The sequence below is a fragment of the Terriglobales bacterium genome, from assembly GCA_035624455.1.
GTDB lineage: Bacteria > Acidobacteriota > Terriglobia > Terriglobales > Acidobacteriaceae > DASPRM01.
This window is the reverse complement of record DASPRM010000156.1, coordinates 34,013-55,073: the sequence shown is the minus strand read 5'-3', so window position 1 is coordinate 55,073 and position 21,061 is coordinate 34,013. Positions and strand designations below refer to the sequence as shown.

Here is a 21,061-nt window from a genome sequence, read left to right as displayed (position 1 = left end):
AAAGAAGGTTCAGTGCAGCAAGCAGAGGTCAAGAGTGCGTCTCACAGGCACTACATCGAGGTCGGAACGCCCAAGTGTTTCGCGCGGGGGAGTAATCACTGAATAGGCGAGCTATCACCCCGCAGATGGGAGGGTACAATTTAGCCTGATTCCCGCGAGTTTCAGAAAAATGCACGTCCGGCTCGCTTGCGCCATCATCCTGTTGCTGCAGCTTTCGCCTGCGTGCTTTGCTTTCCCACAACAATCATCCCAAATAGGTGCTCCCGTGTCGGATCGCGATAAAGCCGGGCTCCGAGGGCCACTTAAGAAAGTGCTGGTTGAGAACACTTTCTCGGGTGCTGGTGGTCAGCAGTTCGTCACAACCACTACGACGGAGTACGCCCCCGACGGCAGGACTCTCGAAGTGCGTTACGGCAACCCGGATGGCTCGGAATGGGTAACAAGCCGTACCTACGACTCAGATGGATGTCTCCTCAAAACTGTTTCCGGCAAGGCGGGCGCCGCCCCCAGTTCTGATATGACGTACTCGTACGACAAAGAACGAAGGCTGGTTGGAGTGAAATCGGGTGACAACACCCAGATTCGCTACCAGTACGACGACAAGGGCCGCAAGTCTGCCGTTGAAAGCTATGATTCGAGGCCTCTAGCTCCGGGCACTGCTTACGCGCCACAGTGGGAAGGCACCGACATGGGCTTCGCTCCGTCTCCTGGTGGCACTCTCACCACGTCGTACAACGAGGAGGGGGTAGCCACCGGTGCGCAGTCGCGCGATGCAAACGGAAACCTCGTGGGCCACATTGTGCGGAAGTTCGATGCAAAAGGTCAAATCCTCTCGGAGGAACAGGTCGCGGATGCCCCTGAGTCGATGATTCCTGAAGAGATGCGGTCAAAACTCAATCCAGAACAGGCCAAGTCGGTCGGCGCGTTTATAGCTGGCGGCATGCTAAACAGTGCTATCTCTTATTCTTACGATTCCAATGGCCGCGTGACGGAACGGCGCAGAACTGGCGGGGCGTTCGGCGAGGAAGTAACCGTCACAACCTATAACGATCACGGTGACAAGGCCTCGGAGCGTACCACCACGGTCAGGAACCCAGAATTTGGGATCGAATACAATCTCACTGAAGCCGGAGCCATGATTCCGGCCGGGCACCCTCAACCCGCCGAGCCACCTGACACCCACGAAACACAGTACACCTATCAGTACGACGACCATGGCAATTGGACCGAGCAGACCATTGTCTCCCGCTCTCGTCCAGACGCAGCCTGGGGACCCGGCACGATGCATCGTCGCAAACTCACCTATTACTAAAGTCGATTACTAACATCGACTGAGTTCAGCGAAAATTTTCGGGTAGTTTTTCATAAATCTTCACCTCAGCGATTGGACGGCAAGCGACCTGCTGCTAAAGTAGGGCTATGCAGCCACAATTGGTCTGCACGAAATTGGTGGATTATGCTGCGTCTCCTGGGTTTTGTCCTGGTTGTGGTGATTTGTGTTGGCATGGCCCCTTGGGGCTTGCTAGTCGGCGCGATTCTGTTGTTTGGATGGCTGCTGGTAAAACCAGCGCCCAATACTCCTAGATTGCGCTCGCTTGACGAACAGCTTCGGGCTAGCAGGCTTCTGAGCGCAATTCCTCTGGTCAACGCTGTCTATTGCGTGAACTGCGATTTGATCACCAACAGTCCGCATGATGCCTGCGGTGTTTGCGCCAGCCGCTCGGTGATCGCGGTCTCACGAATGTGGCAGCTCACCCTCACCGAGGCGCCCACCAAAGCAGCCAAGTTCAAAGTAAGCTTTACCGCCGATGTGCGTGGAATTCCGGCAAGCGGATTGAATGACTGCACCAAATTGATCAGCCGCCTGACCGAGTTGGGTGGAGAGGTCAAATCCTTTCACATCACAGTGGATTCTGTATCGAGCAGTGACGCGGTCACTGCCGATCAAAAGTTCGAGGTGCTAAAGCCGGTGGGGCGAGCGCCGATCGGCGCGTGGCAAGATATTCGCCAAGCGTCTTAGTCGATTTTCTGACAGGAACTTAATTCACTCTTCTAAATCTGCGTCCTGACCTACTAACGAGCACTCCCGCTGCTTGCCGGAGACAGATTTAACAGTTCCGCGAATCCACGCATGTCGTGTGCCGGTACGATGATCAGGTCGGGCAGGCGTTCTTTGAGCGCGATCATGCGCAGCAGGTTTTCGCGGTTGCCTTCGGCATCCGAATCGGCTTGTCTGCGGACGAGCCAGGGCCGCTCCTCGCGCAACGTGATTCCCTCGAGCTGGTATACCAGATCGCCAACAAATGCGTACCGCCTTCCGTTCTGCAGTGTCACGAAAATGATTACACTGCCCGGAGTGTGACCTGGCGCGGGCACAACCACGATCGAGCCATCGCCATAGACGTCGTGGCTCGCAGGAAATCCCAGGTACGGCCCGCCTTCGAATCCGTACTCCTCATAGCGTATGCCGGTGAAAAGACGGCAAAAATCCATGTCCCCACTTTTCCTGATGAACTCGTGTTCCTGCGGCGTGACCCACACAGGCACCCCCGGAAAATCTGGCAGGCCGCTGACGTGGTCCCAATGGGAATGGGTCAGAAGAATGGCGCGAAGTGATTTCAGGTCGTAACCGGCAGCCCTTAGCTGGTCGGCGGCGGGCTGCCACAGACTATAAAACGTAATCGCACGGAAGATCGGGGGCAGGGATCGGAACTGCTGGTCGATGTTGCGGCCGAACCCGGTATCGATGAGCAAGTCGCCCTGCGAGTGCTTTACCAAGACTCCGGCCATGGAAAAGTCGCGGCGCTCGAACAACGAGCCAGCGCGATAGCCAAAGGCGGCAACGCGATGGTTCACGCCAGTTACCAAGGCGAAGACGGCAACCTCCTTCGGCGGTGTAGCTGAAGGCAGAGGGCCAGCATAGGGAGCTGGCTTCGGCAGAGGTGAGGCCGAAAATGTGCGCAGCAACAGCGCCAGTGGCAGGACAACCACCACGGCGGCAACCGCCACGTAGAGGGTCTTTCTTTTCCTGGTCTGTCTAGGTCTGTCTAGAGCTCCTGAGCAATCCTGAACCAACATGAGATCGTGCAAAGCTTACCCTGAAAGCTTTTGGCGCGCCTTGATATCCTCCCCCCGACCAACAAGAAAAGCCCGGCCGAGGCCGGCCGGGCAGGGTTAAGATTAACGGGCCGCTAGCGTTTTCGTTGTGTCTTGCGGCCACGCCAGATTACAGAGACACCGAAAACGAAAACGACCGCTATCGTTGTGGCCCATCCAAGCGCCGAGTGCCGCTCGCTGGCCAGTAATGTGAATCCACCTCCGGGATTGGGCGCGGTCGGCGATCCCTCTTCCTGAGGCTGCGGATTGTTGTCCATGATGGGCATCTGCAGCGTCTTGAGGAAGCTGACCACCGCCAGCTGATCACCATCAGAGAGACTCTCGAACGCCGTCTCCGCCTGGGTGGCCTCGCCACCGTGCCGGCTGATCGCCTCATAGATCGTGTCCAGATCGTTGCGGTGGCCCCAGGGACCGGAGTTGCCGGTGTCCCACAACTTGGCTGTCATGAATTGGTAATACGGTGGACGATCGGTTACGCCGGTAGGCCCGGCATTGGTCTTGTCGGTCGCCGGCGTCTGCGAGATCGGCACGTCGTCACAGTAATGGTTCGTGACAGGATCGAAATCGTGGGTGGGATCGCAGATAGTGTGGCGTTTCAGATCGGTAAAGGCGGGTACCCACTTGCCGACAAGGCCGCTGGTCTTTCGCAGGTCAAAACAGAAGGACTGGCTGGTGTCGCGAAAATCGCCCTCCTGATTGCGCGCATTGGGTTCGCAGTAGATGGTGCTGCGCAGTGGAAGCGCAGGAACATGACAGGAGGCGCAACCGATCTGCGAAAACAACTGCTCGCCGCGAAGGACCTCGCGTAGCTCCTGCGCGCTGTGCGGGACGGTGCGCCGCGGAACCGGCAGCGCCGCCTCAAAGACGGTAACCGCGGTCACGTCGCCGACAGTGAGTTCATTGCTGATTTCGTCCTGGTCTGGATCCGGGACGGGTGGATTCAACTGCTCCAGGGCCTCAACGGGCTGGATCCCCAGATGCCGATTGAATCCCTGGATCGTGAAATGCCGGATGGACTTGTTCTGGCCCTTGCGGCCGAACGGCCGGATCACCAGGTCGGGGCTGACTCCCTGAACCTGACTGGTATCGACGGTGCCGTTGGAGTGAGCGGTCAAGGAACCAAATTGCACGCCCTTGGTCACCAGATTGACAGTAACGTCGTGATGCAAAGCCGCAGCCTGTGCCAGCGCCTGCGCCTTGAGATTCTGCAGGTCGTCGGTCATTTCTCGGCCAAGCAATTCGATGGCGCCAGAGCCGAACATGCCGAGTGAGCCGCGTTCGTTGAAGGTATGCGCAAAGCCGCCACCGGTGGATGTGGGCGTAGTCGGCCTGCACGGACGGGCGGCGTTCAAATTTCCGAACACGCTGGTGGTCAACATCACGCCTGAGACCGGATCGCAATCAATCGCCTGATCGAAGAGATTGGCATGAAAGCTGCCAGCGCCACCGACTTCCGGCTCGTTATGGCAGGAAGCGCAGGAGTTGGCATCCGGTCCCGAAAGGATGGTCAGCCGTGGGGCTTTGAGCGGATCCGGAGTGCGCGGGCCGCCGATGCCATGATTCGCAACCGCCGCAGTATTTGCCGGCCGCCCGGCGCCATCGCAGCGGTTGAAATCGGTAATGAAGATCTGCCGCCCAAGATTGAAGACTTGTTGGAAGCTGTATCTTCCGTTGACGATATCGTTCTGGTCGATGTGAGTCTGAAGCGCGGGCCGATCATTAAACCCGGCTGGACACGCATTCTGCGCATGGGCTGGCAGCGACGCGATCATCACCGTCGCAACCAGAGTTGTTAGCAACGCCGCTGTAGTTGTACTGATTCGCCTCATACAGCGGCAACTGCAGGTTTTCCATACAAATACACTTCTCGGGACCATTCTTTCTCCTCCTCCCGCTATCAGTGCGCGTACGGAAGGCCCTACTCCGCAACCGGAGGCATCTCGGGTCAGAGGAAGAAGGAGAAGCTGGAGCTAGTAAGAGATGGCAGATTCTGCCGGAGCAACCCAGCCCTGTCAATTGCGAACCGGACTAAGCAATCGGGTTACGCACCTACAGTCTGCCTCAAAAACTCAAGCCACCCTCGAAGGGTGGCTTGAGAACGTTTCGGATTGGACTATCCCCCTACACTGCAGCTGCACGTACCCTTGCCGCTGCCCAGGAACTGCACGAACGAGCATGCCTGCCCGAGGAAAGCCAGTTCGTCCGCCTGGAGCGGCACCTGGGCAAACAGATCGCGACTTCTGCCAACGAAAGTACCGGGCGGTTCCACTTGCACAGGCGCTGAAGACACGAACAGACTGCTCGTCCACGCCCGCAGATCCGGGGTCGGAACCGGGCTGGTAGGATCACAGTTCGCCTGGTTGTCGGAGACGATCTTAACTACACCGTGTTGCGGAGCCGGAAATCCGGTAAGCGGGTTATGGTTGAGTTCGCGACCAATCTGCAGCCTGAGCAACGCGTTAGCTGTGAGTGGGCACGCACAGCACTCCAGCATCTCCTGGTTCGTGTCAAACCAGTAGATGTCGGCGCAAACTGTGCCGTGGTGGGCGCTAATTGGCGTGCCTTGCTCGCCAGGGTTAACTATCTCGACGAAAGCAAAGTCGGCTTCTGCGGCGCTCAAACCGCCAGCCTCAACACTAAATCTCTCCCACGGACTTACCTGGTACACATCATTCGTGCCCTGTGCCCAAACCTGCGACGCCAGTGCAACCATGATGAGCAGTACGCTGATGGCCAGAATCTTACGCATGGAAATCGCTCCTTTTGTGCAGCCGCGCGGCGACAGCTTTTCGTGCAATTGTGCCGTTGGCGGCCGGAAGAGAGAACGGCATCGCCTCGACTTGGGAGCTTATCGGAAATTCCAAGGTTCACAATTCCCCAATCAGACTAGCCAATTGCCAATCGCCTGCGTGGCTAGTTCGGGAGGCTAGGCGGCGGTCCTTCGACCATAATGTTTCGGGCCGCTGCCTTACTCGCGCGATGACCTGATATCCATCTGACAAAACTTGAAAGCATTCTCCTCGCCGGGATGATAGGCTGCCGAAACTTATTGCCCGCCTAATCGAGGCCACTTCTGAGGCGGGCTACCTCAGTTCTGCCAGCTCACATTCACGAACCCGGTGCCGCTGGTAGGAACCGTGTAGGAGTGGTTGGGACCGGCTTCCCAAGTGACCGTGCCGTTTGCCGCGATCTTGATGAACTTGAATTGAATGGTTCGACCGGCCGGCACACCTACGTTCAAAAACCAATCCGGATAGTGCGGCGCGAGCATCGGACCGACCGCGCCATCCCAGGTGGTGTTCCAGTTTCCCAGCTCCACCGTGTCACCACTAAGAAAGATGTAGTCGCCGATGACCGTCGGTGCGGCGTTGGTCACCGTGAAAGTCACCGGGATGAGCTTTGCCGCGAGCACGGTGAACGGCAGACCGTTGGAGACGTGCCCTGACGAATCGGTCACTGTAACCGTGTAGTTGCCGTTCCCAATCGTGGGCACCGTCGCCACGATCTGATTCTTGCTGGAGCTGACCACTGTTGCGACCGTGGTGCCGAACTTTACGGTGTTTGATCCGGCGAAGCTGCCGGCGAGCGTGACCTGAACTCCCGGCTGGATCACATCCGGTCCGATCGATGCCAGCACTGGAGTGGCCGCCGTGCCGGGGTTGAAAACCCAGACTGCGACGCAGTGCGCCGGCAGAGTGAAATTGTTGACAGGATTGTTCCCTCCACCATTGGTCACGGTGATCGAGGGCCCTCCCAGCATTCCCCCCAGGTAGTCGGTGTAATTGCCGGCAGCAAGCGCCGTGAAAAGGCCGGAGATTGGCGTCCCCGAGGCGTCATTTTTATTGATGGCAACCAGCACCACGCTTGCGGCGAATTTCCGCTCGTAGATATACACATCGTTATTGATCCAGCGCTGGCCAACTGTTCCGTATGGTATCGCTGGATTACTTCTGCGCAACGCGCTCAGCTTGCTGATGAGCTTGTAGGCAGTGGTCGTCGTATCGAAGCTGCTCATCATCGGCCGGTTATAAGGATCCACCCCCTTGTTAGTGTCGTTGTGAAGATATTGCTCGGTGCCGTAGTAGATCACCGGCACGCCGCGGCAGGTCAGCAGGAACGCGAGCGCCTCGTGCAGCCGGTCCTGGTTCTTGTTGATGGAGAGGAAGCGCTGGCGGTCGTGGTTGTCGATGAACGTCACCAGGTCGTTTACCTGCTGGAAATTCAATGCCTCCTGCGACAGCACCGTATCGATCTCGCTGAAGCTGTTATCGCGCGCGAACGCGTCATCGATGGCGTTGTAGAGTGGAAAATCCAGGGCCGAGAAGCCGGAGCGATTCGCGAACTTATAGAGATCGTGATAAAGGGGATCATTAGTCGTGTCGGCGATCCATTCGCCGAAAGTGAACGTGTCCGCGTTGCTGTAGATGCTGTTCGCGAGAGTGTACAGCCAGCCCCAGGTGGTGTGCTTGATGGCGTCCACCCGAAACCCATCGACGTGATGCTGCTGGAATAACTGCGCTGCAGATTTCAGGTAGGCGTCAATCGTGGGATTCTCCTGGTTGAAGTCTGCCAGATCGGAGAGGGTGTAGTACTGATCCTTATAGCGATCGTTGTAGTCGCCGTCGCCGAGGTTCGGATTGTGATGGAAATAGCCGTTCGTATCGTTCGTGTAATTTCCAACCAGGTTCCCGTTGTCATAGAACGCGCCAAACTCACCTTTGTTGTTGGGGTTGGAATGATTGGGCGCGAAATCGACGATCACCTTGATGCCCTTACTGTGCGCCGCCGTGACCAGGCTGTCGAAGGCGGCAAAGGAGTTGCTGGCGTCTCCCATGTGCTCCTCGATGCGCTTGAAGTCGCGGGCGTGATAGCCGTGATATGGCGCGCCGACGCTACTGCCGTCTTCGTTTGCGTTTTCGTTGTCAACCGGTGGCGAAATCCAGATCGCGGTGACTCCCATGCCTGCTATGTACGACATCTTCTGCTCGATGCCGGCCAAGTCACCTCCCCAGTAAGCTTGAAAGTTATTTTTCGTGGAGTCGAACAAGCCGCTGCTTTGCGCGGGATTGTCGTTCGCGGCATCGCCATCGAAAAAACGATCGGTAACGATCTGATAGATCACTTCCTTCTTGAAGTCAGCTGCCCTGGAGGCCGGCTGGATAATCGCCGGCGCCAGAATCACCACGACAACGGCAAGCTTGCGAGTGAATGACTTTGACATGCGGACCTCCGGGGCGGCCGGGAACATGCTCGGACTGCGAGGCTGCTATTGTCACACAGTGTGGAGATGTGTCCGCCTTGGGCAACGTAAATTCCGGATTTACCTGGCCTTTGCTAAAACGGTTCTGTTTCATTAATGGAACCCCAAACCGCCACTTCTTAGAAATTGACCGACACTTAACTTGACCTACTCCTGCCCGAGGAGTAAGAACGCACTTTAACCTTGAGGATCCCAGCCATGAAACCTATTCATACCTTCAGTGTCGTTCCTTCTTTGCCGCCACAAATCCACGGATTGCTCGCCATCGCTCACAACCTGCGTTGGTGCTGGAGCCATGAGTCGGTGGAGCTGTTCCGGCGTCTCGACCGCGATCTGTGGGAGACCTCAGGACACAATCCCGTGCTGTTGCTGGGCATCATTGAACAGGAGAAGCTGGAACTTGCCAGCCGCGACGATGCCTTCCTGGCTCACCTGCACCGGGTTGAGTCCAATCTCCAGGGTTATCTTGCTTCCGATTCGACCTGGTTCCACCGCACCAACGCGAACTCCGGTGACGCTCCTCTGATTGCCTACTTTTCGGCGGAGTTCGGGCTGACGGAATGTCTTTCGATCTTTGCCGGTGGTCTTGGCATTCTTGCCGGTGATCACCTCAAATCCGCCAGCGATCTAGGGCTGCCCCTGGTCGGTGTCGGGCTGCTCTATCAGCAGGGTTACTTCCGCCAGTATCTGAACCAGTCCGGCTGGCAGCAGGAATCGTACGCCGGGAACGACTTCCATAATCTTCCGGTAAGCGTCGTAAATCACGGCGACGGCACCCCGTTTATCGTCGAGGTCGACCTCGCTGGCCATCCCGTTTATGCGCAAGTGTGGAAAGCGCAGGTCGGACGCGTGCCGCTCTATCTGCTCGATACGAATATCACCGCAAACCAGCGCATTGAAGATCGTGATATAACCGACCAGCTCTACGGCGGCGACCGCAACATGCGAATCCGGCAGGAGATTCTGCTCGGAATCGGCGGCTACCGCGCCCTGCAGATGCTGGGTTTGCAGCCTACCGTCTATCATATGAACGAGGGTCACTCCGCGTTTCTGGCACTCGAACACATACGCCACCTCATGCGAACCCGCGATCTTAATTTCATCCAGGCGCGGGAGTTGGCTTCGGCGAGCCTGGTCTTCACCACCCACACTCCGGTCGAGGCCGGGCACGATTACTTTCAATCCGATCTTGTGAATCTCTATTTTGGCGACACGGCGCGAGAGTTGGGATTGCCGTATTCCGAATTCCTCAATCTGGGACGCAGTCAGCAAAACGGCGACTTCTGCATGACCGTGCTGGCTCTGCGCACAGCGGCATGGGCCAACGGCGTCAGCAAACTCCACGGCGAGGTTAGCCGCCAAATGTGGCAATCGCTGTGGCCCGGGGTTCCGGTGACAGAAATACCCATCCGGCACATCACCAACGGCGTTCATTTTCGCAGTTGGATCTCGTCCGAGTTCAATCACCTCTACGATCGCTATCTCGGCCCCAACTGGCGCGAGGAACCAGCGAACAGCGACGTTTGGAGCCGGGTGCAATCGATCCCCGCGGAAGAATTGTGGCGCACTCACGAGCGCCGGCGCGAACGGCTGGTATCATGGGCCCGCAAGCGAGTTCGCGATCAGCGCCTGCGCCGGGCTGCGCCCCAGTCAGAGCTCGATGCTGCCGCCGAAATCCTGGATCCGGATGCGCTCACCATCGGCTTCGCTCGCCGCTTCGCCACCTACAAACGCGCGACCCTGATCCTGCGCGATATGGATCGGCTTCGTCGTCTCTTGACCGATCCCGCTCGCCCCGTGCAGCTGATCTTCGCCGGCAAGGCCCACCCCCAGGATGATGGCGGCAAGCAGTTGATCCGTCAGATCACCGATGTCAGCCGCGATCCTACGCTGGGTCGCCACGTTGTCTTTCTCGAAGACTACGACATGGCCGTCGCTCGCTATCTGGTGCAAGGCGTGGATGTCTGGCTGAATACTCCGCTGCGCCCCAACGAGGCGTCCGGCACCAGCGGGATGAAGGCCGCCGCCAACGCCGTGCTGAACCTCAGCGTGCCGGATGGTTGGTGGGACGAAGTATGGAATGACCCCGGGAATTCCCAGAAGATCGGTTGGGCCATCGGCAAGGGCGAGTCCTACTCCGATCCCAACTACCAGGACAAGGTAGAAGCCGAAGGGCTGTATGATCTGCTGGAGCGCGATGTCGTGCCCACGTTCTATGAAAGAGGCGCTGACCGCATCCCGCGCAGATGGGTCGAGCGGATGAAGGCTTGCGTAGATTCGCTCTGTCACTTCGTCAATACCCATCGTATGGTGCGCGATTATTTCCAGGAGTTCTACGTCAACGCGCATGGCAGATTTCGCTCGCTCGACGCCGATCATGCCCACCGCGCGCGTGATCTGTCATCCGCTCTGGATCGGATCCGCAACTCATGGCAGGAGGTCTGGGTAGAAAAAGTTGAGGACGGTCCCATCAATTCGGTCCCAGTGGCCTCGTCGATGCCTGTCCGGGCGCAAGTACATCTGGGTCAACTCCGTCCGGAAGACGTGGTAGTGGAGCTATACGTGGGTGCCGTGGACATGAATGGCGATCTCGTGGAGGGCGAGGCGGTTCCGATGCAGCCGGAAGAGAGCCGTTCTGACGGCACTTACAACTACGTTGTAAACACCTCGATTGGCCGCAGTGGACTCCACGGATTCACCGTGCGCGTACGCCCCAATCATCCTGACTTGCCGGTAAAATTCATTCCCGGTTTGATTTCCTGGGCCCATGAACCTCACATCGCGCCCGCGGCGGTGAGTGTGGCGTAAGGTGATAGGCAGGAGCTCAGTGATCTGGACTGTTCTCGAGTTGATCGAGTCGTGCGTTCAGCAACCTCAGGCCGTCGCTCAGAAGCGCCGGATCAAACAGATCGACATCGAGAAATTTCTTGAGCAGCGCGTCAGGCGGTGCATCAAATCCATTCTTCAGCAACGCAATATATCGCGGCACGAACCGTTCCCGGTCTGAGATGTAGAGCTGGTAGTACTTCAGTGCCAGCAGCCCGCCATAGACATAATTAATGTTGTAGAGGGGATCTTCATACATCAGTGACAACGTCGCCCATCGGTTGCGGAGTTCCGGAGTCGTTGCAGAAGAGTCAGAGAAGTTGCCGTCAATCTGCAGGCTCAACTTGTCCAGGTCATCCGCGCTTCTAACGCTTCCACGCGAGACGCCATCATAAATTGCCTGTTCCAGCAGGGCGTCTTGCGCACCATAAAACGTATCCAGTCCTTTGATACTCATCCACTGCTTCCGGTAGAAACGCTGCAAGGCAGGATTCGGGGTGTGTTCGGCAAGATAGTCCGCGAGCAGAAGCTCGTTGAAAGCAGCAAACGATTCGAACAGGAAATGGGCTCCCATCGCGTATATCGGTTTCACATCGTTCTGGCTCATCAAGCTGCGATGCACGGCATGGCCTCCCTCATGTGCGATCACCGATAAGTCTTTGAAGGTTCCGTCATAGCGGCCATAAAAGAGGATGCTCGTAGCGCCGGTGAATCCAATGGAGAATCCGCCCGCATATCGATTCGGCGCTCCCCCCGGTATCACGTCCGCCCTGCCGTTGCCTGGTGCCAGCAACGAGTCGAATGCCGCTTGATACTCCGGCCCCAGCCCAGCGAACGCAGCGTGAAATAAGGCCGGCAGCGCCTGAAGGGGTGTGATTGGCGGCGCGAGGCCGGGTTCAGGAGCCGAGAGGTCCCAGGCGTGCGCCTGCGCGTGGTGGGCGCGCTCGAAATCAGTAGCGCGAATTTTCTCGAAACGCTTCGCGACCTCCCCATGCTGAGCCATGAGCTGTAGGAGATTCCGCGCCTGCTGCGGTTTCAGATACATGCTGGTGTATTTGCGATCGGGTGCATTGGAGTAATGTTGCGCCGTCGCAAGTGACTCTTGTGCTTTCACCGTGTGGATGAGCGCGAAAGCCAGGAGCTCACGCTGGCTGGCGAATCCATTGAGGCGGCGCTTGAACGCCTCCTCACGCACACGCGCATCAGGATTCGAGGCCAGCAAATTGCGCTGACGGATCACATCCAATGGACCTGCCGCGGTCGTCACGGTTCCAAACGGAATCGCCGAGACGACGTGATCGTACAGCTCGTATTGCCATTCTGAAATTTCTGGCCGCAGACGACTGAGTAGTTCTTCTTCAGACGCAGGGAGCGTATGCGCGATGTCGCGCCGCATCTCATCCAGCGCAAACCGATATGGCTTCATTTCAGGCTCAGCCAGAAAAAATGCGTGCAGCCGCAGTTCGGAGATCGCCAGAACTTCCGCTTTGAAGAATGCGCTTCTGGCATTCAATTCCGATTCCAGCCCGCTCTCGTCATCGCAGGCCGCGTCTTTGCGGTTTTGCGAACAACGTAGATGAAGATAACCATCATGCTTGTTGTAGATTCGAAGCACATCCTCGTATGCCTGAAAGGCCTGAACCAAGCTGGATCCGTTATTAAGCTTGCCTTTGTAATTCTCCAGGCGCTTGAGGGTTGCATCAAGGTCGGCGCGCGCTGATTTCTCAGCTTCAGGCGACACAAAGTAGTAGCGAGCAAGGTCAGCGCTCCACTTGTCAGGTGGGCTCTGAGCTCTGTTTGTGCTGATCAAGACACACAACAGCACCGTAATCTGGCGGGTTATCCCCATTTGGCTCCTGGCGGCATCCAGTAACTGGCGAGCTATTGCTGACCTGCGGAATTGTAAAGGGCGAGTATTGCGACATGGAAAATGTTGCCGCCCTGAATTAGGGGCGATACATGGGAAGGGATGAGTCTGTGTCCAAATCAATCCCGAGTTGCAATCGCGCTGCCTCTGACATCAGACCGGGATGCCACGGCGGATCGAACACAACCGTCGCGTGGACTTCCTTCACCTCCGGAAGTTGCGACAGCTTGCGTTCAATATCAGCCTTCAATACGTCTCCCATGCCGCAACCGGCTGCAGTCATCGACATATTGATATCGATCTTGTGACCGCCTTCGATCGCCGTGATCTGGCAGGAATAGATAAGTCCCAGGTCAACCACATTAACTGGAATTTCGGGATCAAAAACGGTTTTTAGCTGATCCCACACCAGTTTCTCACTGAATTGCGCGGGAGTCGCGTCGATTGGCTGTGCCTCTGGCGAAAGTCCCAAGGCGTCGGCATCTTTCGCATCGATGCGCATCATGAAGCCCCGCTCGGTGACTACGGTGTAGCTCCCACCGAGCGACTGCATGATTCGCACACGGCTTCCTGCAGGCAGCACTTCCATGCCACCCAGCGGAATCGGCACCGCCGCGCAGGCTCGACTTAGCACAACCGTGTCGCTCGACATTGTCCCCCTGAACTACTCGGTGGAGACGGCGTGCTGCTCTCCCCGCAAGGCGGCGCGCAACGCATGCCACGCCAGGGTGGCGCATTTCACGCGGACAGGAAATTCCGATACTCCAGCGAAAGCCGCCAGCTTGCCCAAGTCAGCCACCTCAAACCCATTCTTTCCCGTTACCACGCGATGAAACTTCTCAAACAATTTCTCCGCCTCTTCGGTGCGCTTGCCTTTCAGCGCCTGCGTCATCATCGAGGCGGAAGCTTTCGAAATCGCGCAGCCCGAGCCCTGGAACGTAATATCGCGGATCTGATCGCCTTCCACGTCGAGATAGACCGAGAAGTGATCGCCACACAGCGGGTTGAATCCCTCGGCCATGCGGTTGGCAGATTCCAGCGTCCGATAGTTACGCGGATGCTTGCTGTGTTCCAGGATGACTTCCTGATAGAGATCCTGCAGCTCCGGCATCAGCCAAGAACCTCCTTCACCTTGTGCAGTCCCGCCGCGAGCGCGTCTATGTCCTCGACAGTGTTGTAAAGGGCGAGCGACGCGCGCGCCGTGGCGGGCACTCCGAACCGCTGCATCAGCGGCTGCGCACAGTGATGACCGGTGCGAATCGCGATGCCCTGTTGATTGAGCACAGTGCCGACATCATGCGGGTGGATGCTCTCGAGCACAAAAGACAGTACCCCCGCTTTCTCCTTGGCTGTACCAATCAACCGCACTCCAGGAATTTCCAGCAGCCGCTCCGTGCCGTAAGCCAGCACCTCTTGTTCGTGCCGGGAAATCGGCTCCAATCCGATCCCGTTCACAAATTCCAGCGCCGCACCGAGTCCGATCGCGCCCGAGACATGTGGCGTGCCGGCTTCGAATTTGTGCGGCACCCGGTTGTAGGTCGTCTTCTCGAAGGTCACCGAGCTGATCATGTCGCCGCCACCCTGGTAAGGCGGCATCGCCTCCAGCAACGCGAGCTTCCCGTACAACACGCCGACGCCTGTCGGCCCGTACACTTTGTGACCAGAGAAGACGTAGAAATCACAATCCAGATCCTGCATATCCACGACCGTGTGCGGCGCAGCCTGTGCACCGTCCAGCAATACGCGAGCATTCCAGCGGTGCGCCATCTCTACGATCTTGCGCACCGGATTCACCGTGCCCAGCGCGTTGGAGATGTGCACCATAGCGACCAGCTTCGTCTTGGGCCCAAGCAGCTTTTCAAATTCGTCCAACAGCAACTCGCCGGCGTCATTGATCGGCGCAACCCGCAGCCGCGCCCCCTTCTGTTCGCAGAGCATCTGCCAGGGAACGATGTTGGAGTGATGCTCCATGGCCGAGATAACAATCTCGTCCCCGGGGCCGATGTTGGTTCGTCCCCACGTCTGCGCCACCAGGTTGATCCCTTCCGTGGCTCCGCGCACAAATACGATTTCACTGGGATCAGCGGCGTTCAGGAAGCGTTGCACGATGCCACGCGCGCGTTCATAGCTCTCGGTTGCCACCTCGGACAGCGTGTGCACTCCACGATGAATGTTCGCATTCTCCTCCGTGTAGTAACGCACCAGAGCGTCAATCACGACTTGTGGCTTCTGTGTAGTAGCAGCGTTATCGAGATACACGAGTGGCTTGCCCTGAATCGGCCGCCCCAGGATCGGAAATTCCGTTCGTAACCTGTACACGTCGAAACCAGCGTGTACTTGCGGCTGGGGCCAGCGAATCGTGTTTGCGGCGGTTGTCATCCAATCTCCTCCCATCGCCTCTCGCGCTCCCCGGCGGTCGTAATTCGCGGTCGCGAACCGTCCGAGCCGGAGGTCTCTGATAACCAACCATGCACCAGGCCTTCCAAATACTCACGCACCGGGACACTCCTCATGCGATCCAGGCACTCGTTCGCGAATGCAAGCAACAGCAACTTGCGAGCCGTGACTTCGTCCACTCCGCGCGAGCGGATGTAAAACAACGCATTTTCCTCGACCTGGCCGATGGTCGCGCCGTGCGTGCACTTCACGTCGTCGGCATAGATCTCCAGCTGCGGCTTGGTATCGATCTGCGCATCGTCAGAGAGCAGCAGGTTGCGGTTGGTCTGCTTGGCATCAGTCTTCTGCGCATCCTTGTGAACGATGATGCGCCCATGGAAGACGCCGTGCGCGTGTCCGTCGAGAATGCCGTTATAAAACTGACGGCTGCTGCAGTGAGGGCTGGCGTGCTCCACCAGCATGTAGTTGTCTATGTGCTGCGTGCCGCTGCCGATGAACAAGCCGTTGATCAGGCATTCACCACCCTCTCCGGCCAGCACCGGATGCACGTTGTTGCGCACCAGGCCGCCGCCGAGAAGCACCGAGTGCGAGCTCACATTCGCACTTCGCGCCTGCTGCATCCGCAACGTGGAGACGTTGATCGCCTGCTTGTCCTCGCGCTCGATCAAGTGGTGAGAGATGATCGCTCCTTCGCCCGCAACGAGTTCGGTGACCACATTCGAGAAGAAGACGCCGCTACCCAGCGAAACGTAATCCTCGACTACGCTGGCTTCGGTTTCGTCTTCTGCGATAATCAGGTTGCGCGGATGCGACATCTGCGGAACATCGCCTGCAACCGAGATAAACAGCAGGTAGATCGGAGCATCCAGTATCGTTCTGCGCGGCAGATGGATGTAGGCGCCATCTTCTATAAAGGCCGTGTTCAGGGCACAGAATGCGTCGCGTTCGATATTCAAATAACGGCCCAGGTGTTTCTGGATCTCGGCGCCGTCTTCCGCAATCGCCTGCGCCAGGCTGCTGACCTTCACTCCTTTGGGCAATTTTCCGAAATCCGACAAGACCGGAGTAAATCGGCCGTTGACGAACACCAACTGGCAGGCTGCTCCCGGAATCCGCCAAGGAGTGGTCGACTCCACAGGAAAAGACTTTTCTGGATCACTCGCTAGCGCGAATGGGGTTTGTGCAATCGAACTTACGTTGGTAAAACGCCAGTCCTCATCTTTGGTGGTAGGAAAACCAGTTTGACAGAAACGTTCGAACCCGCGGGCGCGCAATTCACGCAGCCATGCAGGTTGTCGCTGATTACGCGAATCAAATTCGCTGAACGCCTCCAACTGGGGGCGAATCTGTTGTGATGAAGCGATTGCCATCTTTTTACCTTGATCCTTGTTCCTTCTCTCCCGACGCTACCCCCTGGGCGCGAAACAACACCTATCGCGCGGCCGCAGCAGTAGGCTCCGTCCAGCCATAACCTTTCTCTTCCAACTCCAACGCCAGTTCCGGCCCTCCCGATTTCACGAACCGGCCATCCACCAGCACGTGTACGTAGTCCGGAACGATGTAATCCAGCAACCGCTGATAGTGCGTCACCAGCACAATGGCGCGATCCGGGCTGCGCATCGCATTCACGCCCTTGGCAACGATTTTCAGAGCATCAATGTCGAGCCCGGAATCGGTTTCATCCAGGATCGCCAGCTTCGGCTCCAGCACCGCCATCTGCACAATCTCGTTGCGCTTTTTCTCGCCTCCCGAAAAGCCTTCGTTGACGGCCCGGTTCAGGAAACGCTCATCCATCTCCAACAAGCGCATCTTCTCCTTCAGAAGGGGAAGAAAATCGATCGCGTCCAACTCCTCCTCACCGCGGTGCTTCCGGACAGCATTCAGCGCAGCGCGCAAAAAATATGCGTTGCTGATTCCCGGAATCTCCACCGGATACTGAAACGCCATGAACAGTCCTTCGCAGGCAGCTTCTTCCGGCTTCATTCCCAGCAAATCCTTGCCGTTAAACAGCACTTCACCTTCGGTGATCTCGAATGTCTCGCGGCGCGACAGCACCTGCGCCAGCGTGCTCTTGCCCGAGCCATTCGGTCCCATGATCGAGTGCACCTCGCCGGCGTTGACCGTCAGGTCCACTCCTTTCAGTATTTCGTGATTCTCGACCCGCGCGTGCAGATTCTTGATTTCCAATATGCTCATATTCGTTCTCGTTATCCCACACTTCCTTCCAGGCTGATGCTCAGCAATTTCTGAGCTTCCACGGCAAACTCCATGGGCAACTCGCGAAATACTTGCCGGCAGAATCCGTTGATGATCATCGATACCGCTTCTTCGCTGCTCAGACCGCGCTGCCGCAAATAAAAGATCTGGTCTTCGCCGATCTTCGAGGTCGACGCTTCATGTTCCATGCGGGCGCTGGCATTCTTCACCTCGATGTAGGGGAAGGTGTGCGCGCCGCACTTATCGCCGATCAGCAGCGAGTCGCATTGCGTGTAGTTACGGGCTCCGGTTGCGCCCTTCTGAATCTTCACCAGACCGCGGTAGGTGTTCTGGCCATGTCCGGCGGAGATGCCCTTGGACACCACCGTGCTGCTGGTGTTCTTGCCCATGTGGATCATCTTCGTGCCGGTGTCGGCCTGCTGGTAGTTGTTGGTCAGCGCCACCGAGTAGAACTCGCCCACCGAGTTGTCACCCATCAGAATGCAGCTGGGATATTTCCAGGTGATAGCCGAGCCGGTCTCCACCTGCGTCCAGGAAATTTTGGAATTCCGGCCCAGGCACTTGCCACGCTTGGTGACAAAGTTGTAGATCCCGCCGCGGCCTTCCTTATCCCCGGGATACCAGTTCTGCACCGTCGAGTACTTGATCGTCGCATTATCGAGCGCGACCAGCTCTACCACTGCCGCGTGCAGCTGATTCTCATCGCGGATCGGCGCGGTGCATCCTTCGAGATAGCTCACGTAAGCGCCTTCGTCGGCGATGATCAGCGTGCGCTCGAACTGCCCGGTTTCCGCCGCGTTAATGCGGAAATAAGTTGAGAGCTCCATCGGGCAGCGCACGCCCTTCGGCACATAAACAAAAGATCCATCGCTGAACACTGCAGAGTTCAGGGAGGCGAAGAAGTTGTCGGTATACGGCACCACTGAACCCAGGTATTTCTTCACCAGCTCGGGATGGTTCCGCACCGCTTCGCTGAACGAGCAGAAGATCACGCCCTTCTCCGCCAGCTTTTCCTTGAACGTGGTCGCAACCGAGACGCTGTCAAACACCGCATCCACCGCCACGCCCGCCAGTTTCTGCTGCTCCGCCAAAGGAATTCCCAGCCGGTCATACGTCCGCAGTATCTCAGGATCGACCTCGTCCAGGCTCTGCAGGCTCGGCTTCTTCTTGGGTGCGGAGTAATAAACGATGTCCTGATAATCGATCGGTCCGAACTTCACGTTCGCCCACTTCGGCTCGGCCTGCGCTTGCTCCAGCGATGCCCAGTGCCGATACGCCTTCAACCTCCACTCGAGCATGAACTCAGGCTCGTTCTTCTTGGCGGAAATCAGCCGGATGATTTCTTCGTTGAGTCCTTTGGGAACTCTCTCTTCTTCAATATCGGTTATGAATCCCCACTTGTACTCACGTTCCGCCAATTCGCGGATCGTATTCATGTTAGTGCTCATTGCGTTCTCCTGGACACCAGTCCCACAGTCGGGATCAGATTCCCCTCTACCCCCTTGATGGCCGTCAGCTGCAAGGGTTGGGTCAAGTCGGAAAGCGTCAGTTTTTCCAAAACTCCCCGCACCGCCCGGCTGATCACCTGCTGATTTCGTTTGATCGTGCAGCACGCTTCCAGGTCGCATACTCCGGAAACATCGGAACTGCATTCGGTAAGCGCTACCGGCCCCTCAAGAGCAGCAATGATTTCTGCCAGCGAAATCTGGTGCGCAGCCTTGGCCAGGCTGTATCCGCCCTTGATTCCGCGGTGCGAGACCAGCAGCCCGCTCTGCAGCAATTCCTTCAGCAGCTTGCTTACGGTCGGAAGAGGCAGATTCGACTCGGCGGCCAGATCTCGGGCGGTGTGCAGCTTCTGCCTCTCGCCGCGTGCGAAGCAGCTCATCAGCAGCAAGCCGTAATCCGTTAATTTGCTGAGTTTTACCATTCCTGCTGCTACCGCCCGTTCGGCCTCCCAACAGACCGTTCCTTAAATAGTACCAAATCAGTATTATTTTAGAATAATTCGCTCAGGCTCGCAAGCTGAGGCTGAGAGCGGCAGTTTCTAAGGATGCGCGTCTAAGACGTGCGACTATGTCGTCTCGCGAGAGGGCGAGGCGAAACGCACGTGGACAATTAACAACGTCTTGGACACGCTCGATTCTTAGATGATCAGCTTCCACAGAACTTGGCTGACCTAAGAAGGAACACGCTACAGAAGGTGGATCGTAATTATGTTGTGATCGACCTCTGCAATGCGGTGGCCAGACAAATCCCCGAAAAGGAATTCGCTCCCGCCACCGGAGCTGAGTAAGACTGGAGACGCGGAATTTCTGGCTCACCGAGCCCGCGTCGCGACCACTTCCCACTGGACCTGGCCATCATCGACTTCCCTCAGCGAAAAGACAAAATACCGGGCAAGCGGCCGCTCATTAACCAAAAATTAATCCAATTGCGTAGCCTGACTGCCAATAACCTGTCCTTTGTTACCAATTACTTAGCCAGAATTTGTAATCTTTATGGCTAGCCTAAAAGGATTAGCCAATATAGCTACGCATCCCAGGTAGTTGAAAACAATGCCTTTGGTTTAGACACTGGACGTGTCCCCGCCCCCCCCAGACGCTGGAAGGAGGCCCCAGTATGTCTGGGATCAATTCGCGGCTCGCGGCCCTGTCGCTCCTCGTTGTCATCTTTTCCCATTTGCCGACTGAGAGTGCAGCGCAGACCACCAACGACGTCTATCACCTGAATTACTACTCCAATCGATATAACCCGTACGGCTTGGATCAACGCTTGCGGATCATCAATCCCGGAGAGCAAGGCACTCCCATGAGCGCCAACCACGGCACCGTCTGCGCGGACATCTACGTCTTCGACGCTCGCCAGGAGATGATCGAGTGCTGCGCCTGCAGGATCACCGCCAATGGCATGCTTGAGCTTTCGGTGAATCTTGCGCTGACATCGAATCCTCTCACCGGATATCCTCCGCCCAACGACGGCGTGATCAAGGTCATATCAGACAGCCACGACAATTGCGCCGAGACAGGGCCGGTTCCCACACCCGATTTGCGCCTCTGGCTCACACACCTGCAGAGCCCCGATGGCAAAACCCTTGTAATGACGGAAAGTGACTTTCAGCAAGCCCCGCTGCAGGAAAATGAGCTCTCGTTTCTCGGGCTCGCCTGCACCTTCGTGCAATACCTGGGTAGCGGACGTGGCGTGTGCGCCTGCGGACCCCACGGAAGCTAGCGCCGAGCCTCGCATTACGGCCCGGGACATCATCTTGTAGGGCAAGAAACTTTAAGGCCCCGTCGCTTCAGGAGGCTGCGGAGTCCTGCCTTCTACTCCTGACCGGAGCTGATGCCAACCTTGCCTGCTGCCTCGCATCCAAACAAAAC

The 21,061-nt window shown here is 57.3% G+C and carries 16 protein-coding genes; 4 read left to right on the top strand and 12 right to left on the bottom strand.

What is annotated here, in order from left to right:
- The first annotated feature begins 265 nt into the window (after positions 1 to 265).
- The gene (locus tag VEG30_17955) at positions 266 to 1,312 is read left to right on the top strand and encodes a hypothetical protein (GenBank protein ID HXZ81817.1); all 1,047 of its coding nucleotides are present in this window, start codon (positions 266 to 268) and stop codon (positions 1,310 to 1,312) included.
- A 144-nt stretch (positions 1,313 to 1,456) separates the two neighbouring features.
- Complete coding sequence (locus tag VEG30_17950) at positions 1,457 to 2,020, top strand: hypothetical protein (GenBank protein ID HXZ81816.1); 564 nt, start codon at positions 1,457 to 1,459, stop codon at positions 2,018 to 2,020.
- Positions 2,021 to 2,073: 53 nt separating this feature from the next.
- On the opposite strand, the gene VEG30_17945 is transcribed toward VEG30_17950, so the two are convergent.
- From VEG30_17945 to VEG30_17930, 4 genes are all read right to left on the bottom strand, one after another.
- Positions 2,074 to 3,009: an MBL fold metallo-hydrolase gene (locus VEG30_17945; protein ID HXZ81815.1), complete on the bottom strand. Its 936-nt coding sequence runs from the start codon at positions 3,007 to 3,009 to the stop codon at positions 2,074 to 2,076.
- Positions 3,010 to 3,191: 182 nt separating this feature from the next.
- Positions 3,192 to 4,946 (bottom strand): hypothetical protein, encoded by a 1,755-nt coding sequence (locus VEG30_17940; protein ID HXZ81814.1) that lies wholly within the window; start codon positions 4,944 to 4,946, stop codon positions 3,192 to 3,194.
- A gap of 284 nt (positions 4,947 to 5,230) precedes the next feature.
- Positions 5,231 to 5,866, bottom strand: a complete 636-nt coding sequence (locus VEG30_17935) for a hypothetical protein (GenBank protein HXZ81813.1) — start codon at positions 5,864 to 5,866, stop codon at positions 5,231 to 5,233.
- 339 nt (positions 5,867 to 6,205) lie between these two features.
- A complete protein-coding gene (locus tag VEG30_17930; protein ID HXZ81812.1) occupies positions 6,206 to 8,338 on the bottom strand; it encodes an alpha-amylase family glycosyl hydrolase in 2,133 nt (710 codons plus the stop codon).
- 237 nt (positions 8,339 to 8,575) lie between these two features.
- On the opposite strand from VEG30_17930, the gene glgP reads away from it, so the two are divergent.
- Entirely contained in the window at positions 8,576 to 11,185 is a 2,610-nt protein-coding gene (gene glgP, locus VEG30_17925; GenBank protein ID HXZ81811.1) for an alpha-glucan family phosphorylase, read from the top strand.
- A gap of 16 nt (positions 11,186 to 11,201) precedes the next feature.
- Here the strand turns inward: glgP and VEG30_17920 are convergent, their stop codons facing one another.
- The 8 genes from VEG30_17920 to VEG30_17885 form a co-directional block, all read right to left on the bottom strand.
- Positions 11,202 to 13,052 (bottom strand): M3 family metallopeptidase, encoded by a 1,851-nt coding sequence (locus tag VEG30_17920; protein ID HXZ81810.1) that lies wholly within the window; start codon positions 13,050 to 13,052, stop codon positions 11,202 to 11,204.
- A gap of 97 nt (positions 13,053 to 13,149) precedes the next feature.
- Positions 13,150 to 13,722, bottom strand: coding sequence for a putative Fe-S cluster assembly protein SufT (sufT, locus tag VEG30_17915; protein HXZ81809.1), 573 nt, complete (start codon positions 13,720 to 13,722; stop codon positions 13,150 to 13,152).
- 12 nt (positions 13,723 to 13,734) lie between these two features.
- Complete coding sequence (locus tag VEG30_17910) at positions 13,735 to 14,181, bottom strand: SUF system NifU family Fe-S cluster assembly protein (GenBank protein HXZ81808.1); 447 nt, start codon at positions 14,179 to 14,181, stop codon at positions 13,735 to 13,737.
- Complete coding sequence (locus VEG30_17905; protein ID HXZ81807.1) at positions 14,181 to 15,449, bottom strand: cysteine desulfurase; 1,269 nt, start codon at positions 15,447 to 15,449, stop codon at positions 14,181 to 14,183. The genes VEG30_17910 and VEG30_17905 overlap by 1 nt, the downstream gene beginning before the upstream one ends.
- Complete coding sequence (gene sufD, locus VEG30_17900) at positions 15,446 to 16,837, bottom strand: Fe-S cluster assembly protein SufD (protein HXZ81806.1); 1,392 nt, start codon at positions 16,835 to 16,837, stop codon at positions 15,446 to 15,448. The genes VEG30_17905 and sufD overlap by 4 nt, the downstream gene beginning before the upstream one ends.
- Before the next feature lie 61 nt (positions 16,838 to 16,898).
- Complete coding sequence (sufC, locus tag VEG30_17895) at positions 16,899 to 17,663, bottom strand: Fe-S cluster assembly ATPase SufC (GenBank protein HXZ81805.1); 765 nt, start codon at positions 17,661 to 17,663, stop codon at positions 16,899 to 16,901.
- An 11-nt stretch (positions 17,664 to 17,674) separates the two neighbouring features.
- Positions 17,675 to 19,132 carry a Fe-S cluster assembly protein SufB gene (gene sufB / locus VEG30_17890; protein HXZ81804.1) on the bottom strand — a complete coding sequence of 486 codons (1,458 nt, stop codon included), beginning with the start codon at positions 19,130 to 19,132 and terminating at the stop codon, positions 17,675 to 17,677.
- Positions 19,129 to 19,611 carry an SUF system Fe-S cluster assembly regulator gene (locus VEG30_17885; protein HXZ81803.1) on the bottom strand — a complete coding sequence of 161 codons (483 nt, stop codon included), beginning with the start codon at positions 19,609 to 19,611 and terminating at the stop codon, positions 19,129 to 19,131. The genes sufB and VEG30_17885 overlap by 4 nt, the downstream gene beginning before the upstream one ends.
- Before the next feature lie 692 nt (positions 19,612 to 20,303).
- Here VEG30_17885 and VEG30_17880 point away from each other — a divergent pair.
- A complete protein-coding gene (locus VEG30_17880) occupies positions 20,304 to 20,912 on the top strand; it encodes a hypothetical protein (protein HXZ81802.1) in 609 nt (202 codons plus the stop codon).
- Positions 20,913 to 21,061 lie beyond the last annotated feature (149 nt).